The sequence below is a fragment of the Caballeronia ptereochthonis genome (genome assembly GCF_001545075.1).
Lineage (GTDB): Bacteria > Pseudomonadota > Gammaproteobacteria > Burkholderiales > Burkholderiaceae > Caballeronia > Caballeronia ptereochthonis.
The window spans coordinates 311,096-337,791 of sequence record NZ_FCOB02000001.1; the positions used below are offsets into that span (position 1 = coordinate 311,096).

Sequence of the window (26,696 nt, forward strand, 5' to 3'; positions counted from 1 at the left end):
CGCACATCACGGCTCAATCGTCCGTGTACACCACGCGATACGGCCGGCCGATCTTCTCCCATTCCATTGCTTCCTGAATCAGGCTGTAGTCGGTGAGCGGATTGTTCGTCACCCAGTCGTTCGGCAGGCGCACTTCGAAGCCGCCGCCCGCCGCCCTCACCTCGATGCCCGGCAGACCGACATCGGCGCGACGGCGCGACAGCAATGCCGCGAGGCGCAGGCAGAAGAGCAACGTCCAGTCGATGTCGCGCGCCTGCGCGAGCTTGCCGAGCTTGCCCGCGTGTCCCAGCACGAGCGCGGCGAGCCGCGCCTGATCGGTGCGCGAGAAGCCGGGCATGTCGGCGTTGCTGGCGATATACGCGGAATGCTTGTGATAGGCGCTATGCGCGATCGACAAACCGATCTCGTGCAGCGACGCCGCCCACGCGAGGAACATGCGGTTCTCTTCACGCACGTCCTCGTCGGGCTCGCCCAGCTGATCGTAGAAGCTGATCGCCAGCTCGCCGATGCGGTCGGCCTGCGCGGCATCGACGCCATAGCGGCGCTTGAAGCCTTCTACCGTCACCGTGCGCATGTCCTGATGCTGCGAGCGTCCGAGCAGATCGTAGAGGACGCCCAGACGCAGGGCGGCGTCGGTCGTGTCGGCATATTCGATGCCCAGCTCCTCGAACACCCCGAGCATGATCGACAGGCCGCCCGCCAGCACCGGCACGCGGTCCGGCTTGAGCGCGATGAGCTTGAGACGGTTCACGTTTTCCGCCTTGATGAGCGCGCGCTTGAGGCGCTCGAGGCCGCCGCGCGAGATGCCGTGCGTCACGCCCTCGTCGTTGAAGCCGTTTGCTTCGATCAGTTCGGCCAGGGCGCGCGCCGTGCCCGACGAGCCGATCGCCTGATCCCAGCCCGTCTGCTTGTATTCGCTCGAGATGATCTGGATTTCGCGCTTGGCGGCGAGCTCGGCCTGGCGCATCGTGTATTCGTCGACGTTGCCTGCGGGAAAGAACTGGCGGCTATGGCTCACGCAGCCGATATAAAGGCTCTCCATGTGGATCGGCGTGTAATGCGAGCCGATGATGAACTCCGTCGAACCTCCGCCGATATCGACCACGAGCCGCTTGCCGGCGCTCGCCGGCACCGAATGCGCGGCGCCGGCGTAGATGAGGCGCGCTTCCTCGCGCCCGGCGATGACTTCGATCGGAAAACCGAGCGCCTCTTCCGCCTCGACGAGGAAGTCGTGCGCGTTCTTGGCGACGCGCAGCGTGTTGGTGGCGACGGCCCGCACCTGGTCGGGATGAAAATCGCGCAGGCGTTCGCCGAAGCGCTTCAGTGCGTCCCAGCCGCGCACCTGCGATGCGCGGTCGAGCATTTTGTCTTTCGAAAGGCCTCCGCCGAGCCTGACGGGTTCGCGCAAGGCATCGACCTGATAGATCTGGCTGCCCGCGGGCGTTTCCTCGACCCGGCCCACGATCAGGCGGAAACTGTTCGATCCGAGGTCGACCGCGGCAAGTAGATGGGGATGTGTGACCATCGGATATCCAGAAATCGTGAAGTGGAGAAAGCACTGTCACAGCGGCGCTGTTGCAGCGCACGAATTCTATTCTATGCCCCCGCGGCGCGCGCCCGTTCGGTACCGCGCCCGCGCTAGCGACGCTATTCGCATTGTGAGTAGAATTTGTGACAATCGTTCTGTCATAAAAAACACATCATACTGTGAGAGCATCCGAGCGTTCCCTTGCCCATCTGATAGAGACACCCTCCCTACCGCCGATGTCCATCCGCTATCCGTTATTCAACCGCGAACTGGGCATACTGGGTTTCAATGAGCGCGTCCTGGCGCAAGCCGCCGACACGACGGTTCCCCTGTTGGAACGCCTGCGTTTCATCTGCATCACCAGCAGCAATCTCGACGAATTTTTCGAAGTCCGTATGGCGGGTCTGCAAGAGCAGATGCGCGACAACCCCGGCTCGCTCTCGCCGGACGGCATGTCCCTGCAGCACGTCTACGATCTCGTTTCCGAGCGCGCCCAGCGCCTCGTGCGCCAGCAATACACAATGCTGCACGACATCGTGCTGCCCGCGCTCGAAATGGAAGGCATCTACTTTCACGGTGCGGAAGACTGGACCGAGCAGCAGACCGCATGGGCGCGCGAGTACTTTCGCAGCGAGCTTCTGCCGGTGCTCACGCCGATCGGGCTCGATCCCGCGCATCCGTTTCCGCGCGTATTGAACAAGAGCCTGAACTTCGTGGTCGAGCTGGAGGGCACCGATGCCTTCGGCCGTCAGGCGATGATGGGCATCGTGCAGGCGCCGCGCGCGCTGCCGCGACTCGTGCGCATGCCCGAGTCGCTGTCTGGCTATCCGCACGGCTTCGTGCTGCTGAGCTCGTTCATGCAGCACTTCGTGAACGATCTGTTTCCGCATCTCGTCGTGCGCAGCTGCAATCAGTTTCGCATCACGCGCAACAGCGAGCTCTTCGTCGACGAGGACGAAATCACCAATCTGCGCGTCGCGCTGCAGGGCGAATTGCCGGCGCGGCATCTCGGCAATGCGGTGCGTCTCGAAGTGTCGGCGGAGACGCCGCCCCATCTCGTGCAGCGCCTGCTCGACGAAAGCCAGTTGAGCGAGCGCGATCTGTATCGCGTGAACGGCCCGGTGAATCTCGTGCGACTCATGCAGTTGCCCGAGATGGTCGACCGGCCGGACCTCAAGTTCGTGCCGCACATTCCGTCGGTGCCGAAGGCGATCGCCAATGCGTCGAACCTGTTCGATGCGATCGATCAGGGCGACGTCCTGCTGCATCATCCGTACGAGAGTTTTCAGCCGGTGCTGGAGCTATTGCTTCAGGCGGCCAAGGATCCGCAGGTCGTCGCGATCAAGCAGACCATTTATCGCACCGGCACCGATTCGCCGCTGATGGACGCGCTCATGCAGGCCGCGCGCAACGGCAAGGAAGTGACGGTCGTGGTGGAGCTGCTCGCGCGCTTCGACGAGGAAACGAACATCAACTGGGCGTCGCAGCTCGAAGCCGTGGGCGCGCACGTGGTGTATGGCGTGGTCGGCCACAAGTGCCACGCGAAGATGATGCTGATCGTGCGGCGCGTGTCGCAGGGCGGCAAGCTGGTGCTGAAGCGTTATGCGCATCTGGGCACGGGCAACTACCATCCGCGCACGGCGCGTCTCTACACCGACTTCGGCCTGATGACGTCCGATCAGGAAATGTGCGAGGACGTGCATCACGTGTTCCAGCAGCTGACGGGCATCGGCGGGGAGATTCCGCTGCATCAGCTCTGGCAATCGCCGTTCACGCTGCACGCGAAGCTCATCGATGCGATCCGTGCGGAAGCCGAGCACGCGCGCGCGGGCCGGCGTGCGCGCATCGTCGCGAAGATGAATGCGTTGCTCGAGCCCACGGTGATCGCCGCGCTTTATGAGGCGTCGCATGCGGGCGTGAAGATCGATCTGATCGTGCGGGGCGTGTGTTCGCTCAAGCCCGGCGTGGAGGATTTGTCGGAGAACATCACGGTTCGGTCGATCGTCGGGCGCTTTCTCGAGCATCATCGGATCTTTTATTTCTATGCGAATGGCAGGGAAGATGTGTTTCTGTCCAGTGCGGACTGGATGGACCGCAATTTCTTCCGGCGCGTGGAAGTCGCCTTTCCGATTCGGGATCGGCGGTTGAAGCGGCGCGTGATTGCTGAAGGATTGTCCGTTTGCCTCGGCGACAATCAGTCGGCGTGGGTCATGCAGAGTGATGGGCATTATCGGAAGCGGCGGCCTGGTAAGGCTATTCGCAATGCGCAGTTGGGGTTGCTTGCCAAGTTCTGTTCTTGATGGTTTTTTTTGGCTTGCGCTTGGGCTTTCGCTTTCGCTTTCGCTTTCGTGGAATCCTGAATTCTTAGTGGTCTATTAGCACTGCCCCTGTGCGGGGCGGCAGTCACTTTCTTTGCTGCTGCAAAGAAAGTAACCAAAGAAAGCAGCTTTGGCCCGGAGTGCTTGAGACGGGCGCGTCGTCATGGTTCGGCGTGGCCCAGCCCCTAAGTGTCGCCCTCAAAGGACTCACGCGCCGTGGCTCGCGCACGGTCTGCCCCATCGTATTGCATGACTGACTGGTTCAGCACCAGCAAGCTCCAGCCCGCTGCGCGGCCGATGGGTCCATCGGGTGTGCGCGTGCTTCTTGGCTAACGCCTCCATCTCACCGCATTCGCTAAAGGTTGGTTTCCCTTGCCTACCCTACGGCAGCGCGTAGCGCTGTGCCGGAACGCTTTGGGGCTGAACCAGCACCCTTGGATGACTAGCTCGTCAGATCGTGTGCGAGCCAAGCCGGGTCAGTCCTATGAGGGCGACACTTAGGGGCTGGGCCACTCCGAACCATGACGACGAGTCTGCCTGGGCCCAAAGCTGCTTTCTTTGGTTGCTTTCTTTGCAGCAGCAAAGAAAGTGACTGCCGCCCCGCACAGGGGCAACGCTAATAGACCACTAAGAACTCAGGATTCCACGAAAGAACAAGCAAAGCGAAAGAGAAAGAAAAAGAGAAAGCCAAGACGCACGGCAACCGAAGCAAAACCCCTCTATGCTGCCAACGACTTCCTCATCGCCGTCCGCGCAGCGGGAAACCGCACGATGAACGTACTCCCCCGCCCCACTTCACTCTTCACGTCGAGTTCCGCATTGTGCCGTTGCAACACATGCTTGACGATGGCAAGACCCAGACCGGTGCCACCGGTATCCCGCGAACGGCTGCGATCCACGCGATAGAAACGCTCGGTCAGCCGAGGAATATGCTCGGCCGGAATGCCGAGCCCGCTGTCGCGCACCGTGAACACCGCGCGATCCTTCACGCGCTGCCACGACACATCGATCGCACCGCCGTCCGGCGTATAACGCACCGCGTTCGTGACGAGATTCCCGAGCGCGCTCATCACTTCCGTCTCCGCACCCGCGATGGTCAGCGCATCGTCGCTGTGAAACGCAATGCGATGCCGCCCGCTCGACAAGTTGTTCGCATCGTCCTCCAGATGGCGCATCACCGCACGCATGTCGAGCAACTCGTCGCCTGGCGGACGCATGTCGCCTTCCAGATTGGCAAGCACCAGCAGATCGCGCACGATGTTCTGCATCCGCGACGCCTGCTGCTCCATCATGTCCAGATATCGCATGCGGTCGGCTTCGTCGAGCGGCAGCTCGCGCATCGTTTCGAGAAATCCGGAAAGCACCGTGAGCGGCGTCTTCAGTTCGTGCGAGACGTTGGCGACGAAGTCGCGCCGCATCGAATCCGTGCGCTCGAGTTCGGTAATGTCCTGCGTGAGGATGAGCTTGCGGTTGTCGCCATACGGAAACACCTGCACCGAGACCGTGTATTTGCGGTGCACGCCCATGCCGCGCATCACGAGCATCTCTTCGTAATAGTGCGAGTTCAGATAACGGATGAAATCCGGCTGACGCACGAGATGCGTGATGTGCTGGCGCAGATCACGCTTCGCATCGAGACCGAAATGCTCCTCGGCAATCGCGTTGCACCACTCGATCTGATCGTGATCGTCGAGCATCGCGACGCCATTGGGCGATGCCTGGATGGCCTGAATGAAACGCGCATGCTGCTGCTCGACCTGGCGCACTTGCGCATGCCAGCGCTTCGCGAGCTTGTGCAGGCGGTAATAGATTTCACCCCAGACGCCGAGCGCGCTCGGCACCTCGCCGTAGACCGGCGCCTCGAGCAGACGCCACAGCCGCTGCATGTGATACGTGACAAAGAAGCCCTGCACGACGAGCATGAGCACCGCGAAGGCGAGCGCGACGCGCACCCCGGCGAATGCGCCGATCGCGACGCAGAGCGCGGCGAGCAGCGCGAGGGACACGATGGCACGCGTCCAGATGATGTTCATGTTGTCGGTGAATCTGAGTGACGTTGATACGGCAGTGTCGAACGAAGTTCGTCAGGCCCGGGCTCAGGCACTCTTCGCAAGCCGGTACCCGCTGCCGCGCACCGTCTCGATCATAGCATCGCAGCCCGCGGGCTTGAGGGCGGCACGCAGACGCTTGATATGCACGTCGACCGTGCGTTCCTCGACGAACACGTGATCGCCCCACACCTGATCCAGCAATTGCGTGCGGCTGTGCACACGCTCCGGATGCGTCATGAAGAAATGCAGCAGCCGGAATTCAGTCGGGCCGAGATCGAGCTTGATGTCGTTGCCCGAGTGATTCGCCGCGACACGATGCGTCGCCGGATCGAGGCGCAGGCCGTTGATCGCGACCACGTCTTCCGTCAGCTGCGGCGCGCGCCGGCGCAGGACCGCCTTGATGCGCGCCATCAGCTCCTTCGGCGAGAAGGGCTTGGTGACGTAGTCGTCCGCGCCGATCTCGAGACCGAGCACCTTGTCCTGCTCGTCGCCGCGAGCCGTGAGCATGATGATCGGAATGTGCTTGGTGCGCTCGTTGTTGCGCAGCTCGCGCGCGAACGCGATACCCGACTTGCCCGGCAGCATCCAGTCGAGCAGCACGAGATCGGGCAGCACGTCGCTGATCAGGTTTTGCGCCTGTTCCGCGTTATACGCACGAATGGGGCAATGTCCCGCATGTTGGAGATTCACCGAGATCAGTTCGGAGATCGCGGGTTCGTCTTCGACGACGAGGATACTGCTGGGCATCGGCACCTCTTGACCTTTTGCTTTGAGTGAAACGTTTTGCGCGAGCAGTAATCAGTTCAGCGCCTCGCGCTCGAGCTGGTCGCGCGAGACATGCCGCACGTCCGTGCCCTTGACGATATAGATGATGAACTCGGCGATGTTCTTCGCGTGATCGCCGATGCGCTCCACCGCCTTCGCGATGAACAGATAGTCGAGGCCCGCCGAGATCGTGCGCGGATCTTCCATCATGTACGTCACGAGCTTGCGCACGAAGGCGCGGAATTCGTCGTCGATCGCCTTGTCGTCGCGCACGATCTGCGCGGCGGCCACCGTGTCGAGACGCGCGAACGCGTCGAGCGCGCGGCGCAGGATCGACACCGCCATCTCGCCCGACAGCTTGATTTCGGCGATATTCACGTTGCGGCCCGCGCCGTCTTCGTTGATGCGCTTCACGCGCTTGGCGATCTTCTCGGCCTCGTCGCCGGCGCGCTCGAGGTTCGTGATGGTCTTCGAGATCGCCATGAGCAGGCGCAGGTCGCGCGCGGCCGGCTGACGGCGCGCGATGATGTTGCTGCACTCCTCGTCGATCTCGACTTCCATCGTGTTCAGGCGCACTTCGGCCGCGATCACCTGATCCGCGATGCCGATGTCGAACTCGTTCAGCGCCTGCATCGCCGCAATGATCTGCGATTCGACGAGACCGCCCATTTCCAGCACTTTCGACGACACCGCATTGAGGTCTGCGTCGAACTGGCTCGAAAGATGTTTATCGGACATATATGCTCCTTAAGCCTTTCTGTTTCACCTGGCTGAAGATCAGCCGAAGCGGCCCGTGATGTAGTCTTCCGTTTCCTTGCGGCCCGGCTTGATGAAGATCTTTTCGGTATCGCCGAACTCGATCAATTCACCCAGGTACATATAGGCAGTGTAGTCCGAACAACGCGCCGCCTGCTGCATGTTGTGCGTGACGATCACGACCGTGTAATCGCTTTTCAGTTCGGCGATCAGCTCTTCGATCCGGCCCGTCGAGATCGGGTCGAGCGCCGAGCAAGGTTCGTCGAGCAGGAGCACTTCCGGGCGGATCGCGATGCCGCGCGCGATGCACAGACGCTGCTGCTGGCCGCCCGACAGGCCGTAGCCGCTCTGCTGCAGCTTGTCCTTCACTTCGGTCCAGAGCGCGGCTTTCGTCAGCGCCCACTCGACGCGGTCGTCCATCTCCGAGCGCGAGAGCTGCTCGAACATCTTCACGCCGAACGCGATGTTGTCGTAGATCGACATCGGAAACGGCGTCGGCTTCTGGAACACCATGCCCACGCGCGCGCGCAGCAGCGAAATATCGCGTGTCGTGTCGAGCAGGTTCGCGCCGTCCATCAGGATCTCGCCTTCGGCGCGTTGCTCGGGATAAAGCGCGTACATCTTGTTGAAGGTGCGCAGAAGCGTGGATTTGCCGCAACCCGAAGGCCCGATGAAGGCCGTGACCTTCTTCTCGGGAATGCGCAGGTTGATGTTCTTCAGCGCGTGATACTTGTTGTAGAAGAAGTTGAGGTTCTTCACCTCGATCTTCGGCCTGATCGAATCCGCCGGCTGCGAGCCATGCGTCGGGCGCACGCTGCCCGGCAGCGGGCCGCGCTCGATGGGCGCCGCTTCAGTCTTCGCATTCAGGTGGTTGACACCACTTTCGACCATATTCATGGAATCACTCCGCCCTTATTTCTTCGAGAAGATCGCGCGCGCCAGGATATTCAGACCCAGCACGCCGAGCGTAATCAGGAACACACCGGCCCACGCGAGCGATTGCCACTGCGGGAACGGACTCATCGCGAACTTGTAGATCGTCACCGGCAGGTTGGCCACCGGCTGATTCATGTCCCACGAGAAAAATTGATTGGACAGCGCCGTGAACAGCAGCGGCGCAGTTTCGCCGGCGATACGCGCGACGGCCAGCAGCACGCCCGTCACGATGCCGCCCACCGACGCCTTCAGCGTGATCGACATCACCATCTTCCACTTCGGCGTGCCGAGTGCGAACGCGGCTTCGCGCAAGGCGTTGGGCACGAGCTTCAGCATGTTCTCCGTCGTGCGGATCACGATCGGAATCTGCAGCAGGCCCAGCGCGATCACACCGGCCCAGCCCGAGAAACGGCCCATCTTCGCGACGACGAGCGCATACACGAACAGGCCGACGACGATCGAAGGCGCCGACAGCAGAATGTCGTTGATGAAGCGGGTGACGTTCGCGAGCCAGCGCTTCTGGCCGTACTCCGCGAGGTAGACGCCGGCGAGAATGCCGAGCGGCGTGCCCACGCAGGTCGCGAGCACGACCAGCAGCAGGCTGCCGACGATCGCGTTGGCGAGACCGCCGCCATCCGTGTTCGGCGGCGGCGTCGACTGCGTGAACAGATCGACCGACAGGCCGCCGATGCCGAGCTTGAGCGTCGTGTAGAGAATCCAGACGAGCCACACGAGGCCGAAGGCCATCGCGGCGAGCGAGAGCGTCAGCGCGACCGCGTTGGTGCCGCGACGGCGGCGCTGCAGCTTCAGGCGCGTGGCCTGCACGCGCGCCGGATCCTGACTGAACGTGGCGGGACGGCTCATTTCCTGCCCTCCCCGCGTTCCATGCGCAGCAGCATCAGTTTCGAGAGCGCGAGCACGAAGAACGTGATCACGAAGAGAATCAGACCGAGCTCCATCAATGCCGACGTATGCAGGCCCGCGCTCGCTTCCGCGAACTCGTTGGCGAGCGCCGAGGTGATGCTGTTGCCGGGCGAGAAGAGCGACACGTTGTCGAGCAGGTTCGTGTTACCGATCACGAAGGTCACCGCCATCGTCTCGCCGAGCGCGCGGCCGAGGCCGAGCATCACGCCGCCGATCACCCCGGCGCGCGTGTACGGCAGCACGATCTTCCACATCACTTCCCAGGTCGTGCAGCCGATGCCGTACGCGGATTCCTTCAGCAGTACCGGCGTGACTTCGAACACGTCGCGCATGACGGACGCGATGTACGGGATGATCATGATCGCGAGAATCACGCCCGCGCACAGAATGCCGATACCGATCGGCGGGCCCTGGAAGAACATGCCGATGACGGGCACATCGCCGAGCAGGTGGCCGAGCGGCTTCTCGAAGTACGTCGCGAAGATCGGCGCGAACACGAGCAGACCCCACATGCCGTAGACGATCGACGGAATCGCCGCGAGCAACTCGATGGCGACGCCGAGCGGACGGCGCAGCCACGCGGGCGACAGCTCGGTCAGGAAGAGCGCAATGCCGAAGCTCACCGGCACCGCGATGATGAGCGCGATGATCGACGTCGCAATCGTGCCGTAGATCGGCACGAGGGCGCCGAAGGCCTCGCTGGGCGGATCCCACTCGGCGCGCCAGAGGAACGAAAGACCGAATTTCTGGATGGTCGGCATCGACGCGACGAGCAGCGAAACGATGATGCCGCCAAGCAGAAGCAGCGTCACGACGGCCGCAAGCCGGGTGACACCACCGAAAATGATGTCGCCGATACGGCTCGGCGCGCGCTGCGTATGCGCCGCTGGTGGTGCCGACGCTAAGTTGATGTCCGACATGGGAGCCTTGGTTTCGCTACGTGTCAGACCGCGCGGCAAGCCTTTCGGCCTGCCGCGCGGTTTTTTGCGCTGCTGACTGTCCGCGCTTTCAGCAGCTTAGGACAGTTTCAAGCTACTCGTCTTACTCTGCAACCGACTTGCCCGACGCGTCCTTGACCTTCGCCTTCCATTGCGTGCGGATTTCCGCGACGACCGAATCCGGCAGCGAGATGTAGTCGAGATCGTTCGCCGCCTGGTTGCCGTTCTTGAACGCCCAGTCGAAGAACTTCAGCGTTTCCGCGCCTTGCGCCGCCTTGTCCTGCGTGGCGTGCAGCAGCACGAAGGTCGCGCCGACGATCGGCCATGCGTTCTGGCCCGGCTCGTTCGTCAGGATCTGGTAGAACGACTTCGACCAGTCCGCGCCGGCAGCCGCCGCCTTGAACGTGTCGGTCTTCGGCTCGACGACCGTGCCGGCCGAGTTCTTCATGCCGACATAGGTCATCTTGTTCTGCTTCGCATAGGCCCACTCGACGTAGCCGATCGCGCCCGGCAGACGCTGCACGAATGCCGCGACGCCATCGTTGCCCTTGCCGCCCGTGCCGGTCGGCCAGTTCACGGTCGAGCCTTCGCCGACCTTCGACTTCCACTCCGGGTTCACCTTCGACAGGTAGTTCGTCCAGATGAAGCTGGTGCCCGAACCGTCGGCGCGGCGAACCACGGCGATATCCGTGTCCGGCAGCTTGACCTTCGGATTCAGCGCGACGATCGCCGGGTCATTCCACTTCTTGATCTTGCCGAGGTAGATGTCGCCGAGCACTTGGCCCGACAGCGTCACCTCACCGGCCTTCACGCCCGGCACGTTGATCACCGGCACCACGCCGCCGACCACCGTCGGGAACTGGAACAGGCCGTCCTTCGCGAGTTCGTCGTCTTTCAGCGGAGCGTCCGAGCCCGCGAAATCAACCGTCTTCGCGATGATCTGCTTGATACCGCCCGACGATCCGATGCCTTGGTAGTTGACCTTGCCGCCGCCGTTTTTCTGATAGGCATCCGCCCACTTGGTGTAGATCGGAGCTGCGAAGGTACTACCCGCGCCGGTGATATCGGCTGCTTGCACGGAGATGGCGAACAGTGCGCCAATTACGCCGGCCAGCGCGGTTTGCATCAATTTCATGAGACCTCCAGGGTTGTGAGCGTGTGAGACGACACCGCGAAATATAGGAGGAGTCTGTGACAGTAATATGACTAATCGTGAAGCCAGCATGTCATTCTGCTTACGCGCCGAAAGTTTGATCACACGCGGCTTGTCAAGCGGTTGACGAAAATAAAAAAGCGGGCTGTTGCCCGCTTTTAGCGAATTGTGCCTAGTTTCAGTAAACGCCTACGAAGTCGCCTCTTTCACGACCTGCGCAATCGTTTCCGCGTGACGAACCGCGTCCTGCTGCGCCGACGCTTCCACCATCACCCGCAGCACCGGTTCGGTTCCCGAGGCGCGAATCAAGACCCGGCCGTGCGATTGGAGGGAACGCTCGGCTTGCTCGACCGCGCGGCGAATCGCGTCGCTGCTCTTCCAGTCGGCGCCCGCGTTCATGCGCACGTTGATCAGTTTCTGCGGGAAGAGACTCACGCCATCGAGCAATTCGGCGAGCGTCTTGCCGCTGCGCTGGATCGCCGCCAGCACCAGTAGCGCCGACACGATGCCGTCGCCGGTCGAATGACGGTCCAGCGACAGAATGTGCCCCGAGCCTTCCGCGCCCAGCTGCCAGCCGTTCTCGCGCAGCTTCTCGAGCACGTAGCGGTCGCCGACGGCCGCGCGCACGAACTGCACGCCCGCTTCCTTCAGCGCCACTTCGACGGCCATGTTGGTCATCAGCGTGCCGACTGCGCCCTCCACCTTGCCGTCGGTCGCGATGCGGTCCTTGACGAGCACGTAGAGCAGCTCGTCGCCGTTATAGAGGCGGCCGGTCGAATCGACGATCTGCACGCGATCCGCGTCGCCGTCGAGCGCGATGCCGAGATCCGCCTTGTGCTCCAGCACGGCGCGCACGAGCGCATCGGGTGCGGTCGCGCCGACGCCGTCGTTGATGTTGAAGCCGTTCGGCGACACGCCGATCGACACCACCTCGGCGCCCAGTTCATGAAAGACGTGCGGCGCGACGTCATAGGCGGCGCCGTGCGCGCAATCGACGACGAGCTTCAGCCCGCGCAGGTCGAAGCTCGCGGGAAATGTGCTCTTGCAGAACTCGATGTAACGGCCGCCCGCGTCGTCGAGACGGCGCGCCTTGCCCAGACGCTCGGACGGCGCGCATTCCATCGGCTGCTCGAGCTGCCGTTCGATTTCCAGTTCGACTTCGTCGGGGAGCTTGTTGCCGTCGGCCGAGAAGAACTTGATGCCGTTGTCGTTATACGGATTGTGCGACGCGCTGATCACCACGCCCGCCGACAGCCGCAGCGCGCGCGTCAGATAGGCGACGCCCGGCGTCGGCATCGGGCCGGCCAGCATCACGTCGACGCCTGCCGCCGAAAAACCCGATTCGAGCGCGGCTTCGAGCATGTAGCCGGACACGCGCGTGTCCTTGCCGATCAGCACCGTCGGGCGATTGCCCTTTTTCTGCTGCGCACGGTCGGCGCCCGCGAGCACCTTGCCCGCGGCATAGCCCAGCTTGAGTACGAAGTCCGGCGTGATCGGCGCGACGCCTACACGCCCCCGAACGCCGTCGGTTCCAAAATATTGACGTGCCATTGTTGCTTGACCCTCCTCGCGGACGTATGGCGCCTGTTATGAATCCGCGATATTTAGTTGACGTTTGTACCGGCGCGCGCGCCTGCGCCGTAATCCTTGCCGATCAGAGCCAATTGTCAATGGTACCCATCGAGGGCAGCATTCTTTGTGGCCAGCCAGACCTTCAGTGCATCGACGGTTTCGGCGACATCGTGCACGCGGATGATCGCCGCGCCCCGCTCCGCCGCGCAAACCGCCGCGGCGATGCTCGCCGCGAGGCGCTCGCCGGCGCCGCGTCCGGTCACGGCGCCCAGCATCGATTTGCGCGACATGCCGGCAAGCATCGGATAGTTCGTGCCGGCGGGCCGTATCGAGCGCAGGTGCGCGAGCAGCGCGTAATTATGCTCCACTGTCTTTCCGAAGCCGTAGCCCGGATCGAGACTGACGCGCGCGGCCGACACTCCGGCCTGCTCGAGCGCGGCGATGCGCTCCTCGAAGAACGCGCGCACCTCCGCGACGACATCCTCGTAGAACGGCTCATGGAGCTGCATCGTGCGCGGCTCGCCCAGCATGTGCATCACGCAGAGGCCGCAATTGCTGTCCTTGACGGCATCGAGCGCGCCTTCCTGACGCAAGCCCCAGATGTCGTTGATCATGTCCGCGCCCGCGTCGAGCGCGGCGCGCATCACGGCGGGCTTGTAGGTATCCACGGAAAGCGGCACCTGGACGTCGCGCAAGGCCTCGACGATCGGCACGACGCGCTCGAGCTCTTCATCGAGCGGAACGGGCGGCGCGCCGGGGCGTGTCGATTCGCCGCCGATGTCGATCATGTCGGCACCGTCGGCGAGCATTTTCCTGGCGCGAGCGAGTGCGGCATCGCGGGAAAGGAAGCGGCCGCCGTCAGAAAACGAATCCGGCGTGACGTTGAGGATGCCCATGACGAGCGGGCGTTCGAAAGTCAGCATGAAGCGGCCGCACTGAAGCGGCGCAGCTGAAGGCAGAGGTCGGGGTGATGTGATCAAGCGAGTCGAGCGAGGCAAATGACGAAAACAGGGTCGACGCTCTCGTAAACGGCAGACGAACGTCCGGGACCGATTGGATTCGAAGCGAACGGAGCACTATCCGGGCGCCGCGTTCAGCACCTGATTAAGACGAAACCCTGGAATTGAAAATGGGCCGGCGTGCAAAGCACACCGGCCCATGAACGGATGGGAGAAACTCAGGCCGTCGCCGGCGCGCTGCCAGGCTTGACCTCGGTGCCGCTGCTGCCACCCGGCGGCGTGTCGCCGGACGGAGGCGGCATGTTCTTCGGCGGACGCGGCGGACGATCCGCCATGATGTCGCTGATCTGGTCGGCGTCGATGGTTTCCCACTCGAGCAGCGCCTTGGTCATCGCCTCGACCTTGTCGCGGTTGTCTTCCAGCAGCTTGCGGGCGAGCGCGTATTGCTCGTCCAGGATGCGGCGGATTTCCGCATCGACCTTCTGCTGCGTGGCTTCGGACACCGTCTTCGAGCCGAGCTTGCCGAACATGCCGTCCGGTTCGGTATCGACATAGACCATGGTGCCGAGCACATCCGACATGCCGTAGCGCGTCACCATGTCGCGCGCCATCTTGGTTGCGCGTTCGAAGTCGTTGGAAGCGCCCGTCGACATCGAATTCAGGAACACCTCTTCCGCTGCGCGGCCGCCGAACAGGATCGCGATCTCTTCCAGCATCTTGTCGCGGTACAGGTTCACGCGGTCATGCTCCGGCAACTGCCAGGTGACGCCCAGCGCCCAGCCGCGCGGCATGATCGTGACCTTGTGAACCGGATCGGCGTGCGGAAGCAGCTTCGCCACCACCGCGTGACCCGATTCGTGATACGCCGTGTTGCGGCGCTCTTCCTCGCGCATGACAGCCGACTTGCGCTCCGGACCCATGAAGATCTTGTCCTTCGCGTCTTCGAAATCCTGCATCTCGACGATGCGCTTGCCGCGGCGCGCCGCAAACAGCGCGGCTTCGTTCACGAGGTTCGCGAGATCGGCGCCCGAGAAGCCCGGCGTGCCTCGCGCGATGACCGATGCGTCCACGTCGTTCGCGATCGGCACCTTGCGCAGGTGCACCTTCATGATGTGCTCGCGACCGCGGATATCCGGCAGACCGACATACACCTGACGGTCAAAACGGCCCGGACGCAGCAGCGCCTTGTCCAGCACATCCGAACGGTTGGTCGCCGCGATCACGATGACGCCCGAATTCGCCTCGAAGCCGTCCATCTCGACGAGCATCTGGTTCAGCGTCTGCTCGCGCTCGTCGTTGCCGCCGCCCATGCCGGCGCCGCGATGACGGCCGACCGCGTCGATTTCGTCGATGAACACGATACACGGCGCATGCTTCTTCGCCTGCTCGAACATATCGCGCACGCGGGCCGCGCCCACGCCGACGAACATTTCCACGAAGTCCGAACCCGAGATGCTGAAGAACGGCACCTTCGCTTCGCCCGCGATGGCGCGCGCCAGCAGCGTCTTCCCGGTACCGGGAGGACCGACCAGCAACACGCCGCGCGGAATGCGGCCGCCCAGCTTCTGGAACTTCTGCGGATCGCGCAGGAAATCCACCAGCTCGGACACTTCTTCCTTGGCTTCGTCGCAGCCTGCGACGTCAGTGAAATTGATTGCGTTGTTGTTCTCGTCGATCAGCCGCGCTCGCGACTTCCCGAACGAAAACGCCCCGCCTTTGCCGCCCCCCTGCATCTGCCTCATCATGTAGAACCAGAAGCCGATGATCAGGATCGTCGGTCCGAGGTAGTACAGCGCGGAGACGAGCGCGTTCGGTTCATCGTCAGCCTTGCCGCTGACCTGAACGCCGTATTTCATCAGATCGCCGACCATCCAGATGTCGCCGGGCGACACGATCTGGTATTTCTGGCCATCTGCCGGAGTGACCGTTAGATTTCGGCCCTGAACGGTGACGTTCTTGACTTTGCCGTTCTTAGCGTCGTCCATGAACTGCGAATACGACACACCTTCCTGGACGCGGGGCTTATCGAACTGCTTGAACACCGTAAACAGCACCAGTGCGATCACGAGCCACACTGCCGCTTTAGAGAACATATTGTTGTTCAAAGCACCACTCCTCACTCATAGACGGGCGCCTACATAATCCTTGCGACGCCACTAAAGCATTCTAATCCAGACCGCTAACCCCCGCCATAAGGTTTATCTACCGTACAAATAGCGGCAGACGGGGCATTTTCGGCATAATCCGCGAAAATATCGCCGATTTTCGCCGACATTGTTTAAGCGGGCCGATCAACTCGGATGCTTGAGCCGCCGTCCGAGGATAAATGTCTCCGACGATTTGTCGCGAGACGCCTTGGGCTTGCGCGGCGCCACCACTTTGAACTGGTGCTTGAACTTCTCGACGATCTGACTATAGCCGCTGCCATGAAAACATTTGACCAACAGCGCACCGTCCGGTTTCAGATGGTTCTGGGCGAACTCCAGCGCCAGATCGCAGAGATGCTCGATGCGAGCCGCATCCGCGCTCGCTACGCCTGAGAGGTTGGGGGCCATGTCCGAGATTACAAGGTCCACTTGCCGCTCGCCCACGATTTCATCCAGTTTCGCGAGCACTTCTTCCTCGCGGAAATCGCCCTGAATGAACTCGACGTCCGCAATCGGCTCCATCGGCAGAATATCCAACGCGATGATCGTGCCGTCGATGCCGCCTTCGCGCTGCGCGTCCCGCTTCGCGCTCTGCGCGAGCTTGTTGCGCGCGTACTGGCTCCAGCTGCCGGGCGTCGAACCGAGATCGACGATCACCATCCCCGGCTTGATGAGCTTGTCCTGATCGTCGATCTCCTTCAGCTTGTATGCGGCGCGCGCGCGATAGCCCTCGCGCTGCGCCATCTTGACGTAGGGATCGTTGATGTGGTCGTGCAACCACGACTGATTGAAACGGTTCTTTGCCATTGAAACTGAGATCATGTGGCGCCAGCGACGAAAGCGCGCTGCGCGCCCGGTGCGCATTTTGCTCCATTGCGCGATGCTTTTAGCGGATAATACGCGTCTTGTCGGCCGGACCGGTCCTCGGGCGCGCGCGCGCCGAAACTCGGCATCCGGCCCATTTTGTTTTATGGCGGGTGGCGGCGCGATCCATGCGCCGGATTTCCGGCAGCCTCGAATCGATGCAACGTGCGGCGCGCTCGCGCCGCTTGCCATGCCGTACCTCACGCCGCCCACATTTTAGTCGAGTCCCTAATTTCTCATGCCAGCTCTTAAACTCTCCCCCGCCGAGCGCGCCGACCTGCGCTCCCAGGCCCATGCGCTCAAGCCCGTCGTGCTCGTCGGCGCGGAGGGTCTGACCGATGCCGTGCTCAAGGAGATCGGCGTGCACCTCGAGGCGCACCAGCTCATCAAGATCCGCGTGTTCGGCGACGACCGCGAGGCGCGCGTGGAAATCTACGACGAAATCTGCGATCGCCTGAACGCCGCGCCTGTTCAGCATATCGGCAAGCTGCTCGTGATCTGGAGGCCCGAAGGCGCCGCGCCGAAGAGCCGCGCCACGCGCACGCGCAGCACGATGCCGCCGAGCGCGGGCGAAGCCGCCGAGCGCCCGGAGCGTTCGACCAAGGGACGCGCCCCGCGCATCGTCAAGGCGGTGAAGATCACGCGCGACGCGCCGGTCGTCAGAAAACCGAAAAAGCAGACGCTGAAAGTGCTCGGCAACGAGCGCGTCACGGCCGGCGGCAACGTCAAGCGTGCAAAGAAGCGGCAAACCAGCGCGAAGCGCCAGCATCAGGACGCGAAATGATGGAACGGCGCGTGTGCTTCGAGAGAAGCGCGCGCGCCGCCGCGACGGAAAGCGAGACTAGCTGCGCGCGCGCTTGGCCGCCATCTTGGCCGACTTGTTCTTCGGCACGATGGCGACAGGCCCCGTGCCCGGCAAACGCCAGACGAGCGCGAGCCCGAACAGGCATTCGATCAGATAGATCGCGCTCGACACGCCGTGCAGCATGCCGAACTGCTTCGCATAAGGCGAGTTCGCCAGATCCATGCCGGCTTCCTGCGCGGCCATGCGCAGCGAATTCATGAACGGCTGCAGGCCAAAGTAGCCGATCAGCACACACAAGAGCATCACCGCGACAATCCACCGCACGCGCTTGTAATCCGCGACGCCGCTTTTCACGAAGCGATTGCCGATGAGGATCAGAATGAGTGCGCTCACCACGCCGATGATCGCCTCGATTCTGAAGAGCTGCGCCGCGACCGAGCCGGCCGACGTGCGATCGAGCATCGAGAACAGCACCGGCGCCGCGATGAGACCGAGGGTCAGCAGGCTGCCGACCCACACCATGGAAACGAGGCGAAAAAACCGGTGCGCCATCAGACGTAGCGAACCGCGATGATTTCGTATTCGCGCGCGCCGCCCGGAGCCTGCACGGACGCCACGTCGCCTTCCGACTTCGAAATCAGCGCGCGCGCGATCGGCGAGCTGACCGAAATGAGGCCGTGATCGATGTCGGCTTCGTCATCGCCGACGATCTGATACGTCACCATGCCGCCCGACTCGAGATCCTCCAGTTCCACGGTCGCGCCGAACACCACGCGGCCTTCCGCTTCGACTTGCGTCGGGTCGATCACCTGGGCGGCAGCCAGCTTCGATTCGAGCTCGGCGATGCGGCCCTCGATGAAACCCTGCTTTTCCTTTGCGGCATCGTATTCCGCGTTTTCCGACAGATCGCCCTGCGCGCGCGCTTCCGCGATCGCGTTGATGACCGCCGGACGCTCGACAGCCTTCAGGCGTTGCAATTCGTCGCGCAGCAACTCCGCGCCGCGCTTCGTCAAGGGAATCGTGCTCATAGACAACCCAAAAAACAAAAACAGCCTTAAAAAAATTACCGCGGTTAAGCGCATCTCCCGAAGGAGACGCCGCTTAACCGCGGCTCGTGATGCTTGGACCAGTAATCGAAGCCTTAGTTTAGGCGAGCATGCAAGCCTTGTAAATCATAGACTTCCAAATCGCGCAGATAACGCAGGCCTTCGACCGCCGCGCGCGCACCCGACATGGTCGTGTAGTACGTGACCCTGTTGGCCTGCGCGCTCATGCGGATGGAACGCGAATCGGCGATCGCCGCGCGCGTTTCGTCAACCGTCGTAAAGACGAGTGCGATCTCGCCGTTCTTGATCATGTCGACGATATGCGGACGGCCGTCCTTCACCTTGTTGACGACCTTCACCGGCACGCCCGCCGCCGCGATGGCCGCCGCCGTGCCCTTCGTCGCGACGATCGGATACCCGAGCTCGTGCAGCATGGTCGCCACTTCGACGGCCTTCGGCTTGTCGGCGTCCATCACGGTCAGCAGTACCGTGCCCGATTCCGGCAGGCGCGAGCCCGCCGCCAGTTGCGACTTGAAGAGCGCCTCGCCGAAGGTGCGGCCCACGCCCATCACTTCGCCGGTCGAGCGCATTTCGGGCCCGAGGACCGGATCGACCGCCGGGAACTTGACGAACGGGAACACCGCTTCCTTCACGCTGAAGTACGGCGGAATCACTTCCTTCGTGACGCCTTGTGCTCCAAGCTTCTGACCGACCATCGCGCGGGCGGCGATCTTCGCGAGCGGCAGGCCCGTCGCCTTCGACACGTACGGCACCGTGCGCGATGCGCGCGGATTCACTTCCAGCACGTAGATGACGTCCTTCTTCGAGCCGTCGTCCTGCGGAACCTGCTGGATCGCGAACTGCACGTTCATCAGGCCGACGACGTTCAAAGCCTTCGCCATCGCGGCAGTTTGCCGCTTCAGCTCGTCGACGGTTTCCTTCGACAGCGAATACGGAGGCAGCGAGCAGGCCGAATCGCCCGAGTGCACGCCCGCCTGTTCGATGTGCTCCATCACGCCGCCGATGAACACGTCGTCACCATCGGAGATGCAGTCGACATCGCACTCGATCGCGTCGTTCAGGAAGCGGTCGAGCAGCACCGGCGAATCGTTCGACACCTTCACGGCCTCGCGCATGTAGCGCTCGAGGTCGCGCGGCTCGTGGACGATTTCCATCGCGCGGCCGCCCAGCACGTACGACGGACGCACGACCAGCGGATAGCCGATTTCCTCAGCCAGCGCGAGCGCTTCGTCTTCGGTACGCGCGGTGCGGTTCGGCGGCTGGCGCAGGTCGAGATCCTTCAGCAGCTTCTGGAAGCGCTCGCGGTCTTCCGCGGCATCGATCATGTCCGGCGACGTGCCGATGATCGGCACGCCGTTCGCCTCGAGGTCCAGCGCGAGCTTGAGCGGCGTCTGGCCGCCGTACTGCACGATCACGCCGACGGGCTTTTCCAGATCGACGATCTCGAGCACGTCTTCCAGCGTCAGCGATTCGAAGTACAGACGATCGGACGTGTCGTAGTCGGTGGAAACCGTTTCGGGGTTGCAGTTGACCATGATGGTTTCATAGCCGTCCTCGCGCATCGCGAGCGCGGCGTGCACGCAGCAATAATCGAACTCGATGCCCTGCCCGATTCGGTTCGGGCCGCCGCCCAGCACCATGATCTTCTTTTTGTCGGTCGGATTCGCTTCGCACTCTTCCTCGTAGGTCGAGTACATGTAGGCGGTCTTCGTCGCGAATTCGGCGGCGCACGTATCGACGCGCTTGTACACGGGGCGAACCTTCAGTTCGTGGCGACGCTTGCGCACATCGGCTTGCGTGGAGCCCGTGAGCTTCGCGAGACGGCGATCCGAGAAGCCGCTCTTCTTCAGATACAGCAGCTCGTCCTTCGTGAGGCTTTGCAGCGTGCGGCCTTCGAGCGCCTTTTCCTTCAGCACGATCTGCTCGATCTGCGCGAGGAACCACGGATCGATCGAGGTCTCTTCGAAAATCTCTTCCATCGTGAGGCCGAGACGGAACGCATCGCCGAGATACCAGATGCGGTCCGGGCCGGGCTCGCCGATCTCGCGGATGACTTCGTCGCGGCTCGTGGTCTTTTCGTCGAGACCGTCGACGCCCACTTCCAGACCGCGCAGCGCCTTCTGGAACGATTCCTGGAAGGTGCGGCCCATCGCCATGACTTCGCCGACGGACTTCATCTGCGTCGTCAGGCGCGAATCGGCTTCGCGGAATTTCTCGAACGCGAAGCGCGGCACCTTCGTCACGACGTAGTCGATCGTCGGTTCGAACGATGCCGGCGTCTGGCCGCCGGTGATTTCGTTCTTCAGTTCGTCGAGCGTGTAGCCGCATGCCAGCTTCGCCGCGACCTTCGCGATCGGGAAGCCCGTCGCCTTCGACGCCAATGCGGATGAGCGCGACACGCGCGGGTTCATCTCGATCACGACCATGCGGCCATCGCGCGGATTGATCGCGAACTGCACGTTCGAGCCGCCCGTATCGACGCCGATCTCGCGCAGCACCGCGAGCGACGCGTTACGCAGAACCTGATACTCCTTGTCGGTCAGCGTCTGCGCGGGCGCGACGGTGATGGAGTCGCCGGTGTGCACGCCCATCGGGTCGAGGTTCTCGATCGAGCAGACGATGATGCAGTTGTCCTTTTTATCGCGGACGACTTCCATCTCGTACTCTTTCCAGCCGAGCAGCGATTCCTCGATCAGCAGTTCGCGCGTGGGCGAAAGATCCAGGCCGCGACGGCAGATTTCCTCGAACTCTTCCTTGTTGTACGCGATGCCGCCGCCCGAGCCGCCCAGCGTGAACGACGGGCGAATGACGGTCGGATAACCGCCGCTGCCGGTCGCCGCGGCGATTTGGGCCTGCACGGCGAGCGCTTCTTCCATCGAATGCGCGATGCCCGACTTGGCCGAGCCGAGGCCGATCTTCGTCATCGCGTCCTTGAACTTCTGGCGGTCTTCCGCCTTGTCGATCGCTTCCGGCGACGCGCCGATCAGTTCGACGCCGTACTTCTCCAGCACGCCGTGATGGAAGAGATCCAGCGCGCAGTTGAGCGCGGTCTGTCCACCCATGGTCGGCAGGATCGCGTCCGGGCGCTCCTTCGCGATGATGCGCTCGACCACTTCCCACGAGATCGGCTCGATGTAGGTGACGTCCGCCGTGTTCGGGTCGGTCATGATCGTCGCCGGATTGCTGTTGACGAGGATGACCTTGTAGCCTTCCTCACGCAGCGCCTTGCATGCTTGCGCGCCCGAATAGTCGAACTCGCACGCCTGGCCGATGATGATCGGGCCCGCGCCGATGATGAGGATGCTCTTGATGTCTGTGCGCTTCGGCATAACTGCTCTCGATGTATATGTGCTGTGTTCTGTTCTTTGCTTTCAAGCGGCGACCTTCGCCGTCTCCATCAGCTTGATGAAGCGGTCGAACAGATACGCGATGTCGTGCGGGCCGGGCGATGCCTCGGGGTGGCCCTGGAAGCAGAACGCCGGCTTGTCCGTAAGCGCGAAGCCTTGCAGCGTGCCGTCGAAGAGCGAGACGTGCGTGACCTTCGCGTTGGCGGGCAGCGTCGAAGCGTCGACCGCGAAGCCGTGGTTTTGCGACGTGATCACCACGCGGCCGTCGTCCATGTCCTTCACCGGATGGTTCGCGCCGTGGTGGCCGGTCTTCATCTTCATGGTCTTGGCGCCGACGGCGAGGCCCATGATCTGATGGCCGAGGCAGATGCCGAACGTCGGAATGCCGCGCTCGATGAATTCGCGCGTCGCCTCGATCGCGTAATCGCACGGTTCCGGATCGCCGGGGCCGTTCGACAGGAAGATGCCGTCCGGATGGAGCGCGAACGCGTCGGCGGCGGTCGCTTGCGCGGGCAGCACGGTGACATGGCAGCCGCGCTCGGCGAGCATGCGCAGGATGTTGTACTTCACGCCGTAATCGAACGCGACGACGCGGAACTTCGGCGCTTCCTGCTTGCCGTAGCCGCTGCCGAGACGCCATTCGGTCTGCGACCACTCATAGGTCTTTTCGGTCGACACGACCTTCGCGAGGTCCATGCCCGCGAGACCGGGAAACGAGCGCGCGAGACCGAGCGCCTTCGATTCGTCGTCGCTGCCGGCGAGAATGCAGCCGTTCTGCGCGCCCTTGTCGCGCAGGATGCGGGTGAGCTTGCGCGTGTCGATGCCTGCGATCGCGACGACGCCCTGCGCCTTCAGATAATCGGAGAGCGTCTGCTCGGAACGGAAGTTGGATGCGAGGACCGGCAGGTCGCGGATGATGAGACCGGCGGCATGGACTTTGGTGGCTTCGACGTCTTCGGCATTGACGCCGACATTGCCGATATGCGGATAGGTCAGCGTGACGATCTGGCGGGCGTAGCTCGGATCCGTCAGGATTTCCTGATAGCCGGTGATGGCAGTGTTGAACACCACTTCACCGATCGTCGAACCAGGCGCGCCGATCGATTGACCACGAAAGACCGTGCCGTCGGCAAGTGCGAGAAGTGCGGGGGAAAATGACGGCAACACGGGAAACTCCTTGGGAGACACCCTGTTACCGACCTGTCTGTCCGAAATTCAGGCTTGGCCGCCCGTCGCTCGAAGAACGCGGGTTTCCTTCGCGCAGTGACTGCGGCGGCTCGCGAGGCGCGCATCGCGATTCGGACCGGCTCGCTTGCGCAGGGCAAACGGGGTATCGAAACGGGCGATTGGCGGCGTGCGGCGCGCGCTGACTGGCGCAGCGAACGACGGTGAATGGGAGGTAGGCGCTAGGGTGCGGGTTGATATGCTCAAACCTTCGAATTATAGCTTGAAACCGACGTATTCGCCAGATTTGGGAAACTTCCGCTTGCAGCCGGCTTGCAGGCCGCTTGCGCGTTGCGCCCCTGGGTTCAGGAGGCGACGCGCTCCGCTTCATGATCGCGTTCGCGCTTGTGGAGCGCGCGGCTCGGCAAGAAATACCAGGCCGCGCTCGCCACCTGCAGCGCGATGAGCGTGATCCACACCGTCAGATGCGCCGTCACCGGGTAGCGGCCGCCCTCGGACGGCCACAGCGAGAGCATCGCGCCGACGCCGACCTGGAAACCGAAGATCAACAGGAAGATCACGAGCGTCAGCGTGGTGTGCGCGCGTCCGATCTTGTGGGGCGGAAAGTATTCCGCGGCGACCGCATAGCTCAGAATGCCCGTGCCGCCGAAGATGCCGTAGGCCGCGAGCAGCACGGACGGCGGCAGCGGCACGCGCAGCACCATCAGCACCTGTGTGGCGACGAACAGCGCCATGCCCGCTCCGCAGAACGCGTACACCGAGACGCCGCGCCGCTCCATGCCGCGCGCCGCCGCGCCGAAACCGATGCAACCGGACATCATCGCGAACCCGAGCACCGAGACGAGCGCGGCGGCGTGCGCGGGCGCGAGGCCCATCGCGTCGAGCAAATAGGGGCGAATCCAGAGCGACTGCATCGCAAAAAAGACACCCTGCGTGACGACCGAGAACGAGGCGATCTTCCAGAACACGCCGCTCTTTAGAATGTGCCAAGTGCCCTTGAACTGCGTGATGACGTCCGCGCGATGGTGGGCATCGGTTTCGGCCTTGCGCGGCGCAAGGAGGACGATCGCCGCCGCGACCGCGAGCGTGAACACGCCCAGCCCGACGCACACCTGTCGCCAGGTCGCGACATGCAAGAGCGACGCGAGCGGCGATCCGACCGCGACGCCGCCCAGGCCGCCGACGGCCATCGTGAATCCGTTCACGAGCGGCAGGCGCGCGAGCGCAAAATGCTGCGCCGACGCCTTGAAGGCCGCGCTCAGGCACACCGACACGCCGGCGCCGATCAGAAGCCGCCCGATCATCAGCCCGCCGAGCCCGCGCGCGGCGCCGAAGATCCAGATGCCCGCTGCCGCGAACACAAGCATGCCAGCGGTGACGCGACGCGGGCCGAAGTGATCGAGCAACACGCCCACGGGGATCTGCGCGACGGCAAAGCCGATGAAATAGAGCGAGGTCAGAAGGCCGAGATCGGCCGCGGACAAGCCGAGGTCGTGCGTGATGAGCGGCGCGAAGCCGAGGTTGACGCCGCGAAACACGTACGAGACGAAGTAACCGGCGGCGAACAGGAAAAAGACGCGGAGACGAACGGAGGACGGCATGCGAGACGGGCGATTCTTCGATTCTTCTGGAATGCCAGTGTAACGGGGCCGCCAAATGAAAACGCCGTCACCTTGGTGACGGCGTGGGATAGCGTTTCGGCGAACGCCCTTGCCTTACTTCTTCTTGCCGCTCTTCGTGCTGGCGGCCGGCTTCGCGGTCTTCGTCGCGGCGGCGGGCCTGGTGGCGTGCGACGCCGTCGACGCCGACACCTTCGTCACTTTTGCCGGCGCACGTGCGGGCGCCTTGCCGCCGCGCGACGACTTCGTCTCCGGCACGCGCGTGCCGATCTTCGACACGCCGCCCGACGAACGGCTCGACGCCGCCACCGTCTCCACGCGCACCGGACCCGGCTCGGCGGGCACCGGACGACCGTACGGCACATGCAGGACGACCACCTGTCCCGGCATGACCAGGTCGCCGCGCGTGCGGTTCCAGGCGCGCACCTGCGCCGCCGAAACGTTATAACGGTCCGCCAGCGTCGTGATCGCTTGCTTGCGGCGCACGCGGATCACCAGCCTGCGCGTATCGGGCACGTCTCGCTCGACGGCGAGCATCGCGTTTTCGGCGACGTCCGCGCTGATGTCTTCGTCGTCGTCATCCGTGCGCGGCACGACGATCGTCGAGCCGGGCTTCAGGCGCATGCCCGCGGGGATGCGGTTGACGGACATCAGCGTGTCCGCGTCGACGCCGATCTTCTCCGCGATCGCCGCCGGGCGCGCGCGCTCGGTCACGGTATAGGTGGTCCAGGACGAGAGCGCGCCCGTGTACGACGACAGATTGCGCTGGAACGAAGCCGCATTGTCGAACGGCAGCAGGATCTGCGGATTGGTCGCGCCGAGAATCACCGGTTTCGAGAACGAGGGGTTGAGCGAGCGGAACTCCTCCACGCTCATGCCGGCGAGCTTCGCGGCCATCGTCACGTCGATGTCGCGCGCGGTCGTGACCGTCACGAAATACGGGTGGTTCGGAATGTCCGGCAGCGTGAGCCCGTACATCTGCGGATTGCTGACGATGTTCTTCACCGCCTGCAGCTTCGGCACGTAGTTGCGCGTCTCGTTGGGCATGCGCAGGCTTTCGTAGTCGGTCGGCAGGCCCGCCGCTTCGTTGCGCGCGATCGCGCGCTGCACGTTGCCCTCGCCCCAGTTGTATGCGGCGAGCGCGAGATGCCAGTCGCCGAACATGTCGTGCAGGCGCGAGAGATAGTCGAGCGCGGCGCTCGTGGACGCGAGCACGTCGCGGCGCTCGTCCTGCCACATGTTCTGCTTGAGGTTGTAGTCGCGGCCGGTGCCCGGCACGAACTGCCACATGCCCGCGGCCTTCGCCACGGACAGCGCCTGCGGGTTGAACGCCGACTCGATGAACGGCAGGAGCGCCAGTTCCGTCGGCATGTGGCGCTGCTCCAGCTCCTCGACGATGTGATACAGGTACTTCTGCGAACGCGTCGTCATGCGCTCGACGTAATCCGGGCGCTGCGCATACCAGTTGACCTGCATGTCGACGAGATCGCTTTGCAGATCCGGAATCTGGAAGCCACCGCGAATGCGGCTCCAGAGATCGGCCGAACCCGCCAGCGAAGTGACGGGCGTCTTGTCGACGTCGATGGTTTCCTTGGCTGCTGCAGTGCGGCGAATCGTGTCGGCGACCTGTTGCTGCTTTTGCTGCGAGGCGGTGGAAGTAGCTGAAGCTGAAAGAGGATCGGACGCTGTCGGCCCTTGGCTCGCACAAGCGGCGAGCATCAGGACGGACAGCGCGCTAAGAATTAGTCGCATGGAACGTCTC

At 63.2% G+C, this 26,696-nt stretch carries 20 protein-coding genes; 2 read left to right on the forward strand and 18 right to left on the reverse strand.

What is annotated here, in order from left to right:
* Positions 1–13: 13 nt before the first annotated feature.
* A complete protein-coding gene (ppx, locus tag AWB83_RS01425) occupies positions 14–1,525 on the reverse strand; it encodes an exopolyphosphatase (protein ID WP_087042460.1) in 1,512 nt (503 codons plus the stop codon).
* 239 nt (positions 1,526–1,764) lie between these two features.
* Between ppx and ppk1 the strand changes: the two genes are divergently transcribed.
* On the forward strand, positions 1,765–3,828 hold the full coding sequence (ppk1, locus tag AWB83_RS01430) for a polyphosphate kinase 1 (protein WP_087042461.1): 2,064 nt from the start codon (positions 1,765–1,767) through the stop codon (positions 3,826–3,828).
* Positions 3,829–4,565: 737 nt separating this feature from the next.
* On the opposite strand, the gene phoR is transcribed toward ppk1, so the two are convergent.
* The 11 genes from phoR to AWB83_RS01490 all read right to left on the reverse strand — a co-directional run bounded on the left by phoR (position 4,566) and on the right by AWB83_RS01490 (position 16,854).
* A complete protein-coding gene (phoR, locus tag AWB83_RS01440; RefSeq protein WP_087042463.1) occupies positions 4,566–5,879 on the reverse strand; it encodes a phosphate regulon sensor histidine kinase PhoR in 1,314 nt (437 codons plus the stop codon).
* 63 nt (positions 5,880–5,942) lie between these two features.
* Entirely contained in the window at positions 5,943–6,644 is a 702-nt protein-coding gene (phoB, locus tag AWB83_RS01445; RefSeq protein ID WP_087042464.1) for a phosphate regulon transcriptional regulator PhoB, read from the reverse strand.
* Between the two features lie 51 nt (positions 6,645–6,695).
* A complete protein-coding gene (gene phoU, locus AWB83_RS01450; RefSeq protein ID WP_087042465.1) occupies positions 6,696–7,400 on the reverse strand; it encodes a phosphate signaling complex protein PhoU in 705 nt (234 codons plus the stop codon).
* A 39-nt stretch (positions 7,401–7,439) separates the two neighbouring features.
* Positions 7,440–8,315, reverse strand: coding sequence for a phosphate ABC transporter ATP-binding protein PstB (pstB, locus tag AWB83_RS01455; protein ID WP_087042466.1), 876 nt, complete (start codon positions 8,313–8,315; stop codon positions 7,440–7,442).
* Positions 8,316–8,330: 15 nt separating this feature from the next.
* Positions 8,331–9,218 carry a phosphate ABC transporter permease PstA gene (gene pstA, locus AWB83_RS01460; RefSeq protein WP_087042467.1) on the reverse strand — a complete coding sequence of 296 codons (888 nt, stop codon included), beginning with the start codon at positions 9,216–9,218 and terminating at the stop codon, positions 8,331–8,333.
* A complete protein-coding gene (pstC, locus tag AWB83_RS01465) occupies positions 9,215–10,198 on the reverse strand; it encodes a phosphate ABC transporter permease PstC (protein WP_087042468.1) in 984 nt (327 codons plus the stop codon). The genes pstA and pstC overlap by 4 nt, the downstream gene beginning before the upstream one ends.
* Before the next feature lie 121 nt (positions 10,199–10,319).
* A complete protein-coding gene (pstS, locus tag AWB83_RS01470; RefSeq protein WP_087042469.1) occupies positions 10,320–11,351 on the reverse strand; it encodes a phosphate ABC transporter substrate-binding protein PstS in 1,032 nt (343 codons plus the stop codon).
* Positions 11,352–11,558: 207 nt separating this feature from the next.
* A complete protein-coding gene (glmM, locus tag AWB83_RS01475) occupies positions 11,559–12,920 on the reverse strand; it encodes a phosphoglucosamine mutase (protein ID WP_087042470.1) in 1,362 nt (453 codons plus the stop codon).
* A 116-nt stretch (positions 12,921–13,036) separates the two neighbouring features.
* Positions 13,037–13,864: a dihydropteroate synthase gene (folP, locus tag AWB83_RS01480; RefSeq protein ID WP_087042471.1), complete on the reverse strand. Its 828-nt coding sequence runs from the start codon at positions 13,862–13,864 to the stop codon at positions 13,037–13,039.
* A gap of 254 nt (positions 13,865–14,118) precedes the next feature.
* Positions 14,119–16,005: an ATP-dependent zinc metalloprotease FtsH gene (ftsH, locus tag AWB83_RS01485; RefSeq protein WP_087042472.1), complete on the reverse strand. Its 1,887-nt coding sequence runs from the start codon at positions 16,003–16,005 to the stop codon at positions 14,119–14,121.
* Positions 16,006–16,191: 186 nt separating this feature from the next.
* The gene (locus AWB83_RS01490) at positions 16,192–16,854 is read right to left on the reverse strand and encodes an RlmE family RNA methyltransferase (protein ID WP_087042473.1); all 663 of its coding nucleotides are present in this window, start codon (positions 16,852–16,854) and stop codon (positions 16,192–16,194) included.
* A 295-nt stretch (positions 16,855–17,149) separates the two neighbouring features.
* Between AWB83_RS01490 and AWB83_RS01495 the strand changes: the two genes are divergently transcribed.
* The gene (locus tag AWB83_RS01495) at positions 17,150–17,695 is read left to right on the forward strand and encodes a YhbY family RNA-binding protein (RefSeq protein WP_087042474.1); all 546 of its coding nucleotides are present in this window, start codon (positions 17,150–17,152) and stop codon (positions 17,693–17,695) included.
* A 57-nt stretch (positions 17,696–17,752) separates the two neighbouring features.
* On the opposite strand, the gene AWB83_RS01500 is transcribed toward AWB83_RS01495, so the two are convergent.
* The 6 genes from AWB83_RS01500 to AWB83_RS01525 all read right to left on the reverse strand — a co-directional run bounded on the left by AWB83_RS01500 (position 17,753) and on the right by AWB83_RS01525 (position 26,686).
* On the reverse strand, positions 17,753–18,268 hold the full coding sequence (locus AWB83_RS01500) for a DUF4149 domain-containing protein (protein ID WP_087042475.1): 516 nt from the start codon (positions 18,266–18,268) through the stop codon (positions 17,753–17,755).
* Positions 18,268–18,744 (reverse strand): transcription elongation factor GreA, encoded by a 477-nt coding sequence (gene greA / locus AWB83_RS01505; RefSeq protein ID WP_087042476.1) that lies wholly within the window; start codon positions 18,742–18,744, stop codon positions 18,268–18,270. Before greA ends, AWB83_RS01500 begins: the two co-directional genes overlap by 1 nt.
* 113 nt (positions 18,745–18,857) lie before the next feature.
* Positions 18,858–22,112, reverse strand: a complete 3,255-nt coding sequence (gene carB, locus AWB83_RS01510; RefSeq protein ID WP_087042477.1) for a carbamoyl-phosphate synthase large subunit — start codon at positions 22,110–22,112, stop codon at positions 18,858–18,860.
* Positions 22,113–22,154: 42 nt separating this feature from the next.
* Positions 22,155–23,297 carry a glutamine-hydrolyzing carbamoyl-phosphate synthase small subunit gene (carA, locus tag AWB83_RS01515; protein WP_087042571.1) on the reverse strand — a complete coding sequence of 381 codons (1,143 nt, stop codon included), beginning with the start codon at positions 23,295–23,297 and terminating at the stop codon, positions 22,155–22,157.
* A 362-nt stretch (positions 23,298–23,659) separates the two neighbouring features.
* Positions 23,660–24,916, reverse strand: coding sequence for an MFS transporter (locus AWB83_RS01520; RefSeq protein WP_087042478.1), 1,257 nt, complete (start codon positions 24,914–24,916; stop codon positions 23,660–23,662).
* 114 nt (positions 24,917–25,030) lie between these two features.
* On the reverse strand, positions 25,031–26,686 hold the full coding sequence (locus tag AWB83_RS01525; RefSeq protein WP_087042479.1) for a transglycosylase SLT domain-containing protein: 1,656 nt from the start codon (positions 26,684–26,686) through the stop codon (positions 25,031–25,033).
* Between the last annotated feature and the right edge of the window lie 10 nt (positions 26,687–26,696).

Coding starts and splice junctions, on each gene's coding strand:
- ppx (WP_087042460.1), bottom strand. CDS start 1,525: ATGGTCACACATCCCCATCTACTTGCCGCGGTCGACCTCGGATCGAAC.
- ppk1 (WP_087042461.1), top strand. CDS start 1,765: ATGTCCATCCGCTATCCGTTATTCAACCGCGAACTGGGCATACTGGGT.
- phoR (WP_087042463.1), bottom strand. CDS start 5,879: ATGAACATCATCTGGACGCGTGCCATCGTGTCCCTCGCGCTGCTCGCC.
- phoB (WP_087042464.1), bottom strand. CDS start 6,644: ATGCCCAGCAGTATCCTCGTCGTCGAAGACGAACCCGCGATCTCCGAA.
- phoU (WP_087042465.1), bottom strand. CDS start 7,400: ATGTCCGATAAACATCTTTCGAGCCAGTTCGACGCAGACCTCAATGCG.
- pstB (WP_087042466.1), bottom strand. CDS start 8,315: ATGAATATGGTCGAAAGTGGTGTCAACCACCTGAATGCGAAGACTGAA.
- pstA (WP_087042467.1), bottom strand. CDS start 9,218: ATGAGCCGTCCCGCCACGTTCAGTCAGGATCCGGCGCGCGTGCAGGCC.
- pstC (WP_087042468.1), bottom strand. CDS start 10,198: ATGTCGGACATCAACTTAGCGTCGGCACCACCAGCGGCGCATACGCAG.
- pstS (WP_087042469.1), bottom strand. CDS start 11,351: ATGAAATTGATGCAAACCGCGCTGGCCGGCGTAATTGGCGCACTGTTC.
- glmM (WP_087042470.1), bottom strand. CDS start 12,920: ATGGCACGTCAATATTTTGGAACCGACGGCGTTCGGGGGCGTGTAGGC.
- folP (WP_087042471.1), bottom strand. CDS start 13,864: ATGCTGACTTTCGAACGCCCGCTCGTCATGGGCATCCTCAACGTCACG.
- AWB83_RS01490 (WP_087042473.1), bottom strand. CDS start 16,854: ATGGCAAAGAACCGTTTCAATCAGTCGTGGTTGCACGACCACATCAAC.
- AWB83_RS01495 (WP_087042474.1), top strand. CDS start 17,150: ATGCCAGCTCTTAAACTCTCCCCCGCCGAGCGCGCCGACCTGCGCTCC.
- AWB83_RS01500 (WP_087042475.1), bottom strand. CDS start 18,268: ATGGCGCACCGGTTTTTTCGCCTCGTTTCCATGGTGTGGGTCGGCAGC.
- greA (WP_087042476.1), bottom strand. CDS start 18,744: ATGAGCACGATTCCCTTGACGAAGCGCGGCGCGGAGTTGCTGCGCGAC.
- carB (WP_087042477.1), bottom strand. CDS start 22,112: ATGCCGAAGCGCACAGACATCAAGAGCATCCTCATCATCGGCGCGGGC.
- AWB83_RS01520 (WP_087042478.1), bottom strand. CDS start 24,916: ATGCCGTCCTCCGTTCGTCTCCGCGTCTTTTTCCTGTTCGCCGCCGGT.
- AWB83_RS01525 (WP_087042479.1), bottom strand. CDS start 26,686: ATGCGACTAATTCTTAGCGCGCTGTCCGTCCTGATGCTCGCCGCTTGT.